The organism is Ruegeria sp. CDSA089, assembly GCF_059612205.1.
Genome location: NZ_JBXWQD010000001.1, coordinates 731,862 through 743,237, shown reverse-complemented (window position 1 = coordinate 743,237; position 11,376 = coordinate 731,862). Strand labels below are relative to the sequence as shown.

Annotated in this window: 16 protein-coding genes; 5 read left to right on the top strand and 11 right to left on the bottom strand. The window is 60.4% G+C overall.

Annotated features, from left to right (window positions below):
- Positions 1-45: 45 nt before the first annotated feature.
- From AC2FJ6_RS03815 to AC2FJ6_RS03780, 8 genes are all read right to left on the bottom strand, one after another.
- The gene (locus AC2FJ6_RS03815; RefSeq protein WP_496668449.1) at positions 46-729 is read right to left on the bottom strand and encodes a TVP38/TMEM64 family protein; all 684 of its coding nucleotides are present in this window, start codon (positions 727-729) and stop codon (positions 46-48) included.
- Between the two features lies 1 nt (position 730).
- Positions 731-1,117, bottom strand: coding sequence for a DUF302 domain-containing protein (locus AC2FJ6_RS03810; protein WP_496668447.1), 387 nt, complete (start codon positions 1,115-1,117; stop codon positions 731-733).
- 16 nt (positions 1,118-1,133) lie between these two features.
- On the bottom strand, positions 1,134-1,259 hold the full coding sequence (locus AC2FJ6_RS03805; RefSeq protein ID WP_268888901.1) for a hypothetical protein: 126 nt from the start codon (positions 1,257-1,259) through the stop codon (positions 1,134-1,136).
- Positions 1,260-1,654: 395 nt separating this feature from the next.
- Positions 1,655-2,965 carry a Na+/H+ antiporter NhaA gene (gene nhaA / locus AC2FJ6_RS03800; RefSeq protein ID WP_496668445.1) on the bottom strand — a complete coding sequence of 437 codons (1,311 nt, stop codon included), beginning with the start codon at positions 2,963-2,965 and terminating at the stop codon, positions 1,655-1,657.
- 287 nt (positions 2,966-3,252) lie between these two features.
- Complete coding sequence (locus tag AC2FJ6_RS03795) at positions 3,253-3,387, bottom strand: hypothetical protein (RefSeq protein ID WP_268888900.1); 135 nt, start codon at positions 3,385-3,387, stop codon at positions 3,253-3,255.
- Between the two features lie 105 nt (positions 3,388-3,492).
- Positions 3,493-5,130: a chaperonin GroEL gene (gene groL, locus AC2FJ6_RS03790; protein WP_496668443.1), complete on the bottom strand. Its 1,638-nt coding sequence runs from the start codon at positions 5,128-5,130 to the stop codon at positions 3,493-3,495.
- Between the two features lie 44 nt (positions 5,131-5,174).
- Positions 5,175-5,462: a co-chaperone GroES gene (locus tag AC2FJ6_RS03785; RefSeq protein ID WP_496668441.1), complete on the bottom strand. Its 288-nt coding sequence runs from the start codon at positions 5,460-5,462 to the stop codon at positions 5,175-5,177.
- 133 nt (positions 5,463-5,595) lie between these two features.
- Positions 5,596-5,832, bottom strand: coding sequence for a hypothetical protein (locus AC2FJ6_RS03780; protein ID WP_496668439.1), 237 nt, complete (start codon positions 5,830-5,832; stop codon positions 5,596-5,598).
- A 150-nt stretch (positions 5,833-5,982) separates the two neighbouring features.
- Between AC2FJ6_RS03780 and AC2FJ6_RS03775 the strand changes: the two genes are divergently transcribed.
- Positions 5,983-6,717 carry a Crp/Fnr family transcriptional regulator gene (locus AC2FJ6_RS03775; RefSeq protein ID WP_496668437.1) on the top strand — a complete coding sequence of 245 codons (735 nt, stop codon included), beginning with the start codon at positions 5,983-5,985 and terminating at the stop codon, positions 6,715-6,717.
- Positions 6,718-6,773: 56 nt separating this feature from the next.
- On the opposite strand, the gene AC2FJ6_RS03770 is transcribed toward AC2FJ6_RS03775, so the two are convergent.
- From AC2FJ6_RS03770 to AC2FJ6_RS03760, 3 genes are all read right to left on the bottom strand, one after another.
- The gene (locus AC2FJ6_RS03770) at positions 6,774-6,962 is read right to left on the bottom strand and encodes a hypothetical protein (RefSeq protein WP_496668435.1); all 189 of its coding nucleotides are present in this window, start codon (positions 6,960-6,962) and stop codon (positions 6,774-6,776) included.
- A 213-nt stretch (positions 6,963-7,175) separates the two neighbouring features.
- Positions 7,176-7,589, bottom strand: coding sequence for a hypothetical protein (locus AC2FJ6_RS03765; RefSeq protein WP_496668433.1), 414 nt, complete (start codon positions 7,587-7,589; stop codon positions 7,176-7,178).
- Positions 7,586-8,011, bottom strand: coding sequence for a hypothetical protein (locus AC2FJ6_RS03760; RefSeq protein ID WP_496668431.1), 426 nt, complete (start codon positions 8,009-8,011; stop codon positions 7,586-7,588). Before AC2FJ6_RS03760 ends, AC2FJ6_RS03765 begins: the two co-directional genes overlap by 4 nt.
- Before the next feature lie 280 nt (positions 8,012-8,291).
- Between AC2FJ6_RS03760 and AC2FJ6_RS03755 the strand changes: the two genes are divergently transcribed.
- The 4 genes from AC2FJ6_RS03755 to hflC all read left to right on the top strand — a co-directional run bounded on the left by AC2FJ6_RS03755 (position 8,292) and on the right by hflC (position 11,201).
- Positions 8,292-8,600, top strand: coding sequence for a hypothetical protein (locus AC2FJ6_RS03755; protein ID WP_157707887.1), 309 nt, complete (start codon positions 8,292-8,294; stop codon positions 8,598-8,600).
- Complete coding sequence (locus AC2FJ6_RS03750) at positions 8,597-8,941, top strand: hypothetical protein (RefSeq protein ID WP_073038017.1); 345 nt, start codon at positions 8,597-8,599, stop codon at positions 8,939-8,941. Before AC2FJ6_RS03755 ends, AC2FJ6_RS03750 begins: the two co-directional genes overlap by 4 nt.
- Before the next feature lie 107 nt (positions 8,942-9,048).
- Complete coding sequence (gene hflK / locus AC2FJ6_RS03745) at positions 9,049-10,116, top strand: FtsH protease activity modulator HflK (RefSeq protein WP_496668429.1); 1,068 nt, start codon at positions 9,049-9,051, stop codon at positions 10,114-10,116.
- Positions 10,113-11,201, top strand: coding sequence for a protease modulator HflC (gene hflC, locus AC2FJ6_RS03740; protein WP_303428321.1), 1,089 nt, complete (start codon positions 10,113-10,115; stop codon positions 11,199-11,201). The genes hflK and hflC overlap by 4 nt, the downstream gene beginning before the upstream one ends.
- Positions 11,202-11,376 lie beyond the last annotated feature (175 nt).

The following is an 11,376-nucleotide window of genomic DNA, read 5'->3' as shown; positions in this document are numbered from 1 at the left end:
TTATTTCAACTTGCGACCTCCAGCGGTTGGAAGGTCAAGCCCTTTTCAATCTTGGTCGGGAACGCTCTCCTCAGGCTTTCTCCGCATCGCCACCCAGAGCAGCGGTAAGCCCGTCACGAGGCCGAGACCGAGCACTGCCCAAGTCGCGCGCCCAAAGTCTCCGCTGACCGCCTCACCCCCGAAATGGGCGAGCAGGAAGCTTGCCGGAATGATGCCGGCCAGCGTTGCGAGGGCGAACCGCCAGGCGTGCAGGCGACTGAGCCCCGCAGCGTAGCTGATCATATCGAAAGACACGAACGGCATCAGGCGGCTGGTGAAGACCGTCGCGGTCAACGCGGTCTGCGAGCCGAGCAGCCCGGCATCGACGCGGTCACCAAAGACCCGTCGCAGGACATCATGCCCCAAAACTCTCGCGAGGCCGAACGCGATCAGTGCCCCGAGTTCCGCGCCGACTACGACCTGCACAGTTCCCCAGACATGCCCGTAGGCCGCACCGGCGGCCAGCGCGATGGGCGCACTCGGGACAGGGCTGGCCACGACTGCGAGTGTCATGAGCGTGACGATCAGGACCGGCCCCCAGATTCCGGCGCGCGCCACCAGCATTTCCAGACGCTCGCCGCCCATCAGGCCGCCTACCTGGTCAAAGGCAGAAGGCGCGAACAGCCAGGCACCGAGCACGGCGATCCCGAGGATCGCCATCACCACGAGGATGATTGCGCGCAACCCCACCTCAGATCGAGGCAACGGCCTTTGCGAGAAGGTCGCGGACCTGGCCCGCAACAGCCGTAAGTTCGCTGTTCTCGATCGCCTGCATCGACGCAACCGCGTCGATGGCGCTGACCTCGACGCCATCCTCGACCTCGCGCAGGATGACGTTGCACGGCAGCATCGCACCCACACGCGGCTCGATCCCGATGGCGTGATGCGCCATCTTCGAATTGCAGGCGCCGAGGATGCGATGGGCAGGCATCTCGACATCCAGCTTCTTCTTCATCGTCGCCTTGACGTCGATTTCGGTCAGAACGCCGAAACCCTGATCCGCCAGCGCCTTGCGCGCACGAGAGTCAATGTCGTCGATACCTGCGCCCGAGATCACGCGATTGATCGTGTAGGTCATTGCGAAGTCCTTTTTCCTATTTCCGAAGATATTTGATCAGCGCCGCTATCGCCAAAACCACCAGCACAAGGATCAACAGGCCGAACAGCCAGCCAAACCCCATCCCGAAACCCATTCCGAAGCCCATGTCGTTCCAATTCATCTTCTCGTCCTCCTAGGTTGCACCCCTAAGGGGCGCCTAATAAACCGGCCTCACTACTGCATACGCAGTATAGCATAGGATCGTTGTCTGGACTGCGGGGCGCCCTGTCCGGCTTGCGCCTATTGTCGAAGAAATTTGATCGGGGCCTCTATGGCCAAGACCACCAGTACGAGGATCAGCAGGGCGCAAATCCAGCCAAGGCCCATACCGGTTCCCGTGTCGTTCCAATTCGTGTTCCCTTCCTTAGGGGCAGTTGCTGCACGTTGCGCTGCGTCGTCGGCTGTTGCAGCAACAATGGGCAGCAAAGCATCTCATAACCGATCGGCGTCTACATCGACGATGGACAGTAAGGGTACATGAACGAGGTCGCGCAGCGCATCGGCTGTGTATTTTCGTCACCTCATTCGCAATGTGAGCCAAATCAGAAGCGAGATGCCGAGTATCGCCGAGAGTGCCGATCCGCCGAGAATACCCAGCTTTGCCGCATTCAGGACGGAACTGTCGAATGCGAGGCCTGCGATGAACAACGACATCGTGAAACCGATCCCCGTCAGAAAAGAGCCGGCCAGAATGAAGGGCCACGACAAGCCCGGCGCGAGTAGCGCCAGGCCGGATCGTACGGCAAACCAGCTGAACCCGAGGACGCCGATCGGTTTTCCCAACACGAGGCCGACAATGATCGCCAGCGAGACCTGTTGTACGAAGTCGACACCCTGAATCGTGATGCCGGCATTTGCCAGTGCGAAGATCGGCATGATTGCAAAGCCGACCCAGGGGTGCAGCATCACCTCGAGCCGTTCGACTGGGGAGAGCGACTCAGTGACCGCTCTGCCGGCTTGACGCAGGTCGTGGTGGCTTGCGGCATCTCCTTGTCGACGTTCGCCGGTCGGAACGGCGAGTACTCGCCCAAGGATCTCACGCAGGCGGGCATCGCTCACCCATATGCGCGTTGGCGTCATCAGGCCCAGAATGACACCTGCAATAGTCGCGTGGACGCCGGAAGCGTCGAAGCATAACCAGACTGCCGCTCCCAGAAGGAAATAGACCGGTACGCTTCTGATCCCGAAGCGCGATACGCCTGCGACGATACAAATCCCCAGAAAGCCCAATCCGAGAGCCGACCAGTTCAACGCCTCACCGTAACCGAAGGCGACTACAAGGATTGCACCGACGTCGTCAAAGATGGCCAAAGACAGCAGGAACAATCGCAAGGTGGGCGGGATCCGGCTCCCGAAGAGCGCGAGGCACCCGATCACGAAGGCCGTATCGGTCGCCATCACGGTTCCCCAGCCGTGCATGCCGGGTTGCCCGGACATCAACACAAGATACAGAGAGGCTGGCACGACCATGCCACCCAAGGCGCCTGCGAACGGAAGGGCGGCCTGTCGAGGGTTTCGCAATTCGCCCAGAACCAACTCGCGCTTGAGTTCCAGAGAAAGCACGAAGAAGAAAAGGGTCATCAGACCGTCGTTGATCCAGTGCCGCAGAGAGCGGGTGAAATCCAGCGAGCCGAATGTGAGGCCGATGGGTGTCTCCCAGAAGCTCAGAAAGCCTTCTTGCCACGGTGAGTTGGCCAGCCCCAAAGCCAGCAGTACAGCCAGGAGCAGGAGTCCACCAGCTGCCGCTTCGATCTTCAGGAAGCGTGCGAAGGGTTTCGTTATGCTGTCTGCGGCCTCGTGGGGCAGGCCTTGATGAGTATCTATCACGGGAGAAGCATACCTTTTCGGGTCGACAGAGTCTTTGTCATCGCAACGCGGATGCGTTGACCACGAGAAGCAGTTGCCGGCGTCTCAGCCGCGTACCGGACGGCTCAGGCGGCAAGCGTCCGGGCCTCCGCGAATAAAAGAAATCTCCGGTGCTTCTCGTCTCATAGGTGCAGCCTTGCGCAGCGGAAGCTCCGCCAAAGTGTTATGCGCGTCGTCTCCCGCCGCCATCAGGCTCCGTATTCAGTGATAGCCAATATTCACTGATAGCCAATCACTTGGCCCTCTACCTATTTCTTCTTGTGCTCGCCTAGATTGGTCAAGGTTTTGCCCTTCATGAAGTCGGCTGTTGCAACGACCTTTTCCTTCACCTTCTTAGGCTTTTTCGCTTCGCGGTTGCCGCGTTGCTTGTTGCCTTTGGTCATTTCCGTTTCTCCTATTGTGAATTATTGTGCTGACTTGATCGGCGTTCATGTCCATCGGGAATGTGATTTCTCGTCCCGAGGCTCCTGCGCACAGGCCCCGCCCATTCACATCATTCCGCCCATTCCACCCATATCGGCCATTTCGTTACCGGCGCCGCCCTCCTTGGGCTTTTGCGCGACCATCGCCTCGGTCGTGATCAATAGCCCGGCAATGGACGCGGCGTTTTCCAGGGCGATCCGAACGACTTTCGTCGGATCGATGACGCCGGCCTTCAGCATGTCGCCGTATTCTTCGGCTTGCGCGTCGAAACCGAAGCTCCGGCTGTCATTCTCGATGACCTTGCCAACGACAACCGATCCGTCGACCCCCGCATTTCCGGCAATCTGGCGCAGCGGTGCCTGGATTGCGCGCCGGACGATCTTGATGCTGGCATCCTGATCGCTGTTCTCACCCTTCAGCGCAGCCAGCACCTTGCTGGCATGAACGAGGGCCACGCCGCCACCGGGCACGACGCCTTCCTGTACCGCGGCGCGGGTGGCATTGAGCGCATCGTCGACGCGGTCTTTGCGCTCCTTCACCTCGATCTCGGTTGCCCCTCCGACCCGGATCACGGCAATGCCGCCGGCAAGCTTGGCCAGACTTTCCTGCAGTTTCTCCTTGTCGTAGTCCGAGGTGGTGTCCTCGATCTTCGCCTGTATCTGGGTGACGCGCGCCGCGATCGCGTCCTTGTCGCCGGCACCGTCGATGATCGTCGTGTGATCCTTGGTGATTGCGACCTTCTTCGCCGTGCCGAGCATGTCCATGGTGACATTCTCCAGCTTGGTGCCCATTTCCACGGAAATCACCTGACCGCCCGTCAGCACGGCGAGGTCTTCCATCATCGCTTTGCGGCGGTCTCCGAAGCCGGGTGCCTTGACGGCCGCCACCTTCAATCCGCCGCGCAGCTTGTTGACGACCAGCGTCGCCAGCGCCTCGCCCTCGATATCCTCGGCCACGATCAGAAGTTGCTTTTCGGCCTCCATCACCGCCTCGAGCAGAGGCACCATGGATGCGAGGGTGGTCAGTTTCTTTTCGTGAAGCAGGATGACGCAGTCATCCAGATCGACGACCATCTTCTGCGCGTTCGTGATGAAATAGGGGCTCAGATAGCCGCGGTCGAACTGCATGCCCTCGACCACTTGAGTCTCGGTCTCCAGCCCCGTGTTCTCCTCGACGGTGATCACGCCTTCATTTTCGACCTTGGCCATCGCATCGGCGATCTGGCGGCCGATCGCGACCTCTCCGTTTGCCGAAATGGAGCCGACCTTCGCGATCTCGTCGCTGTCGCCGACCGGTCGGGACATTGTCTTGATCTCGGCAACAACCGCGGCAACGGCCTTGTCGATCCCGCGCTTGAGATCCATCGGGTTCATGCCGGCCGCGACCGACTTCATGCCCTCCCGGACAATCGCATGGGCGAGTAAGGTTGCCGTGGTGGTTCCGTCGCCAGCCTCGTCGTTCGTGCGCTGCGCGACCTCCTTGACCATCTGGGCGCCCATATTCTCGAAATGATCCGAAAGCTCGATCTCCTTGGCGACGGTCACACCGTCCTTGGTGATGCGCGGCGCACCCCAGGATTTATCGAGAATGAAGTTTCGGCCCTTGGGGCCGAGGGTGATCTTGACGGCATTTGCCAGCGTGTTGATGCCTTTCAGCATTCGGTCGCGGGCGTCGGTACTGAATCGAACTTCCTTGGCGGACATGGTGTGAGTTCCTGAGACTGGGGTTGACGTGGAAGGTTTCGGACTCAGGCGATCACGCCGAGAATGTCGCTCTCCTTCATGATCAGAAGGTCTTCGCCATCGAGTTTGATCTCGGAGCCGGACCATTTTCCGAACAGGATCCGGTCGCCGGCTTTGACGTCCATCGGGATACGCTCGCCGTCCTCGCGCCTTCCCCCCGCACCAACGGAGACAACTTCGCCTTCTTGAGGCTTCTCCTTGGCGGTATCTGGAATGATGAGGCCGCCCTTGGTCGTCTCGTCGCCTTCAATGCTGCGAACGAGCACCCGGTCGTGGAGGGGAGTGAATGACATCGACGTGCTCCTTGTCGAGGATTGTCGGGCGTAAGTACCTTGTTCGAATGCCCGGCTTGGATGCGCGCAAGGCGGAGACAACCTGGTGGGGCTATTCTTCGAGATTGCGGATCAAGACCGCCGCGGTATTGCATCACGAGCGTCGAACCGAGTTTCCGCCAGCGATGATCGCGTTGATCAATTCGGCGACGGCCCGGTGGCTTTCTATTTCGAGTTCGGTGCCAACGGCATTCTCATGGGTCGCCGCGGCGTCGCGAAGAACCCCCACAATCTCGTGCTCCGGCAGCAATCCGAGATCGTTCATGGCAAGCAGGAGCGTTTCGCAGATTGACAGGGCGGCCCGACCTGCATGTTCGCTCGCGGTGGACATCCGGCTTTCCTTCCTTGATATCGTGAACCCTCGGGAATGTGAGGTTCAAATACATCCGTACATCTCACAGGAATTGCTCTATGCTGGACTGATCCAGAGCAGTGCCCGAGCCGATTTCTGCTCTTGGGTCACGACACGCCGGAAGGCCACATGACATCAGTTGAACACAGCCCCCTGACCCGCAAACTTTCGGCCTTTGTCGCTTTGTCAAAGGCGGAGTTGGATGTGCTCGAGCGCCTGCACCAGCGTCGCCGCTCCTTCGTTGCGGGGCGTGATATGGTGCATCAGGGCCAGTCGACTCAGGCCGCCTATATTCTATCCGCAGGTTGGGTCTGTTCCTACAAGCTCCAGCCTGACGGGACACGCCAGATTGTCGATTTTCAGGTGCCCGGAGATTTCCTCGGCTTGCGCAGCTTGCTGTTGCGCACCTCGGATCACAGTTTCGAACCTATCGTGGAAATTGAGGCCGTTGAAGTATTGAAGAGTGACCTTCTTAGTGCGTTCGCGCAGACCCCTCGCTTGGCGACCGCCATACTCTGGGCGGCGTCAAGGGATGAGGCGATGGTGGTGGAACATCTCGTCGGGATCGGCAGACGTGATGCTGACGCCCGCATGGCGCATTTTCTGCTGGAGTTGGGATCGCGGCTTGCGCTGGTGGGCATGGGGACTGAGGATGGGTATGATTGCCCGCTGACCCAGTATCACCTGGCAGATGCCTTGGGGCTTAGTGCGATTCACGTGAACCGCGTCCTGCGGCAGCTTCGCGAGAACGGACTGGTGACCTTTCGGGACGGCCGCGTGACGTTTCACGACTATGAGGGGCTGGTGGCACTTGCCGAGTTCGATCCGGCGTATCTGGATCAGAGCGGCCCGCTCCTGAAATGAGAGGGTCGCCCTCCGCAAAGCGAGGGGCGGCCAAGGTTTGCATCAGGTGTCGGATGTCATGAGAGCTTCTCGCTCGCCGCATCAAGTTCCTTGTTGGCCTCGGCGTCGTTCTTCGCCGTGTTCGCCTTCTCGGCTGCCTCGTAGTGCCTGAGCGCCGCATCCTTCTTCGGGCCGGCGGGCGCCTGGTCACACGCGGCCTTCACGGAGGTCATCTTCTCGGCAGTCTTGTTCTGTTCGGAAGTCATTGGAATTTTCCTTTCCTGGACGTTCCGAGAATAAGAAGCGTGCCGACATGCCGACACTTTAGGGCATCGACACGCCCACACGCTTCTCGGGTACTCGGAAAAATGCACCACCAAATATTCGGCGGGCACGTCTCATCTAACCGTGCCAGAGCCTCGCCGCACTGACGCAGGTTAGTCCCGGCGCCCGCGGCAGGTCGATTGCCTCTGCGGTTCTTAAATCACCACAGTTTGCTGGTGGGAAATCCTCAGCCAGGTGTCCTCATCATTGAGGTACGTTGAGGCGCAAAGCGCTTTGTAGATCGGCACGTCGGTTTTTTCAGCCGAGACCCGGTAAGTGAGGATCGCGATGTCACCGCATCGCGTCACGCGCCGTTCGGCCATGACGACGGAACGCCAGCCGGTCCTTTCGCGAAGATGGGGCCAGATCTGGTCACCCTGGAGGATGCCGGGCGGATAGGGGAAGACCATAACGGCGTTGGTTGCTGTGGTCGCCTGCGCACTGTCGGCGCCGCTGGTCCAGAACTGTTCCTCCATGTCCCAGAGTTTGCCCTGTTCGTGTGGAGAAAGCGTACCGGACTTGTGCGCTGCATGGTCCGGTCTCCTCGCGGTCGCGGTTGAAACGGTCATTCGCCTGACCCCGACCCGCCAACCATGAACATCTGAAACAGCACAAAGATGATCGCGAGCACCGCCCAGATCGCTCCGCTTGTTCCCGGGCGGCCATCGGCCACCGTCGACGCAGTGCGCTGCAGGGCACCTGACGTCCGGCCTTCAGGAAGCAGCTGGCTCAAGTCTCGTGCGACCCTGCCATGATCGCTCGCGAGGGTGGGAACATCCTGAAACCGGGCAAGCAGCGTTCCCAACCGCGCGCGCGCGCCGTCGTGTCCTAGCGTGACCAGTTCAGCGGTTTCGTTCCATGGATCGAGACCGAGCCGCGCGAGCGTGGAGAGCACAGTCACGGCATAGCCGTTCCGGTCCTCGCCGACGGTAGCATGGAGAAACCGATCAAACTCGGGCGGGTGCGGGTTGAGAACATTGAGGTCGGCCATCGCCAATCCTTTCAAGGGTTGCAGGAACGCAGATCGCCCCTGTTTCCCAAAGGATACGCGCAGGTCGGTCTCGCCGCCCTTACACAGGTCAGTGCGGGCGACTGCCCAAAGGACGGGGTCGCAGCCGGTTCGGTGCCCGGGACTAACATGCGTCAGCACCAGTCGGACGATCCCGAGGTACAAGACACTAAATCGTTCGACTGGTCCGTCCCGGACTCCAAGGGGCCGTCAACAGTGGTGAGCGACGGATCTGCCAACATCGCGGAGACCAGAGATGAACATGCGGTCGACCAGATCGACGGTGACGTTTTCAAACCCGTTCACCTTGCCGGGATACCCGGGCGATTTGCCCGCGGGCGACTATGAGGTTCTCGTCGAAGAGGAGCTTCTCCAGGGGCTGAGCTTCGAGGCCTATAGGCGGACGGCGACCTACCTGACGGTGCGCGGAAGGGGCGGTCATGCGGGACGTACCGAGTTACGGGCGATTTCCGACAGCGACGTGAAAGAGGCGCTGAGCCGGGATCGGGCCGCGACTGAGAAGAACAATCACGGCGAGGCGGCGCCTTCTCCGCAGGAGGACTTGAAATGAATACTCCCGAATGGCTCAAACCCGGCATCTATGGTGCCGTGATCGGTGCTGTCTTTGTCGGCGTCGTCGGATTTACATGGGGTGGCTGGGTGACCGGCGGCACTTCGAATGACCGGGCGGTGGCGATGTCCCGTAATGATGTCGTCGCCTCAATGGTACCGGTCTGCCTCGACATGGCGCGGTCAGACCCGGCTCGGGTGGACAAGCTTGCAACGATCCGGGCAGCCTCAACCTACCAGAGGCGCGACGCTCTCATGACAGCCGGCTGGGCGACGATGCCAGGAACCGATGCCCCAGACCGAGACATTGCGCAAGCCTGCCTGAAGGAACTGGAACTCTGAGGTCATGCTGTTCAGAGCCGACGATGTGATGGCGCAAAACGGTTCGCACCGTCAAACGCGCGAGCCAGGCATCGCACCGAGTGCCAAAACCGAAATAGGAGCTTGCGATGCCTTCTGATAACAATGGACCGGAAGATCGCGGACCTTGGAAAAACAAGCAGACCCGCGTTCCCCCTGAGGTTGACGCAATTCTCAGGCGGGGTCGGGATCGGCTGCACGGCATCCTTCCGGACGGTCTGCCACCGGTGAAGCGTCTTGCAATCGGGGCCGCCATTGCGCTTGCGGCGTTTGGGGCGTGGTCCTCATATTACACCGTGCCGAGCGACTCCGTCGCGATTGTCCAACGGTTCGGGAAGTACTCGGCCGAGGTCCCTCCGGGGCTGCACTTCAAGATCCCGTTCGGGATCGACGTGACCACGTTGGTCCCGGTCAAGCGCCAGCTGAAACAAGAGTTCGGGTTCACGACTCCGGGTACCTCCGATCCCTATCAGAGCCCGACGGACGGTCGCCGCGAGACCGAGATGGTGACTGGCGATCTCAACGCCGCGCTCGTGGAGTGGGTGGTGCAGTACCGGATTTCCGAACCTCGGAAATTTCTGTTCGAGGTGCGTGAGCCGAGCGCGACCCTGCGTTACGTCTCGGAGTCCGTCATGCGCGAAGTTGTGGGAGACCGCACAGTCGACGAGGTGATCACCGTCGGGCGCCAGGAAATCGAAAGCGAAGCCCTGATGAAGATGCAGGCGCTCGCGACCAAATACGCGATGGGCATCAGCATCGATCAGGTACAGCTGAAGAACATCAATCCGCCCCAGCCGGTTCAAGCCTCGTTCAACGAGGTCAACCAGGCACAACAAGAGAAGGAGCGGATCATCAACGAGGCCCGCCGCGAATACAACCGCGTCATACCTCTAGCCGAAGGCGAAAAGGACCAGCGCATCCGCGAAGCCGATGGCTATCGCTTGAGGAGGATCAATGAAGCCGAGGGCGATGCGGCACGCTTCACGGCGCTCCTGACGGAATACCGTCTGGCGCCCGAAGTTACCCGGCGCCGGATCTACATCGAAACCCTGCAGGATGTTCTGCCGGGAATTGGCTCCAAGATCATTGTCGACGGGTCCACGGCAAGCATCCTGCCGCTTTTGAACCTGGATCGACAGACAGGAGAGCAACCATGAAGACCATTTCGACCATTACCGCCGGGATCGCCGTCGCCGGTCTCGCCGCTGCATCATCCGCGATCTACACGGTCGGGGAGGTGGAGCAAGCCATCATCACCCAGTTCGGCAAACCGGTCGGCGCGCCGATCACCGAGGCCGGTCTTAAGATAAAACTCCCCTTCGTTCAGGAGGTTAACCGGATCGACAGCCGGGTTCTGGAGTGGGACGGCTCGCCATCGGACATGCCCACCAAAGACAAGCTCTATATCTCGGTCGATCTCTTCGCGCGCTGGAAGATCACCGATCCGTTGCAATACTTCCTGCGCCTGCGCGACGAGCGCAGCGCCCAATCGCGCCTCGACGATATCCTCGGCAGCGAGACCCGAAACGCCGTCGCCAAGCACGAACTCATCGAGATTGTGCGCACGACCAGGGGCCGGACGCCGCTTCGGGACACGCTTCTGACTGATCAGGAGCTTGCGCAGGACATTGGCGCACTGGTTCCCATCACGAAGGGGCGGGCGCTGGTCGAGCAGCAGATCTTCGAGGCGGCGGCGGAGAAGGTGCGCGTCTTCGGGATTGAGCTTCTCGACATTCGTTTCAAGCGCATAAACTACAATGAGAGCGTGCGACCCAAGATCTATGACCGCATGATCTCGGAGCGCCGGCAGATCGCCGAAAGATTCCTGTCCGAAGGCAACGGTGAAGCGGCCCGTATTCAAGGCAACAGGGTGCGGGATCTGTACAAGATCCAGTCCGAAGCCTATCGCGCCGTCGAGGAAATCCGCGGTGCCGCCGATGCCGCAGCAGCAGCAATCTATGCGGGCGCCTACAATGTCGATGCCGTTTCGGTCGAATTCTACGATTTCACCCGAACCATGCAGGCCTACGGCGACATGATCTCCGACGACACGACGCTTGTCCTGACGACGGACAGCGATCTGTTCCAGTTCCTGCGCGGCATGCAGGGCGAGGCAGACCCAATCCGCGATCCGGGCAGCGTCCCGGACGACGGTGGCGTGGCATCAACCGGCAGGGCCCGACCAGCGCAAGACCCCTCGACGCCAATCGTGACACGCACAGATGTCGAGCTGGGGCAATAGTTTCTTGGTCATGGCACGTGGATTGCCCAGGCTTTTTTCCGCTTCCAAGCGAGACACACCCACTTAATTTCCGTGCCCCTAATCTGCGTCAGCACACGATTTGCGCTTGGCTGGTAGGTGTATGGCAAGAGTTGGATCGCGACGAGGCGAAGGACTGCCTGCCTCGCTCGAACAC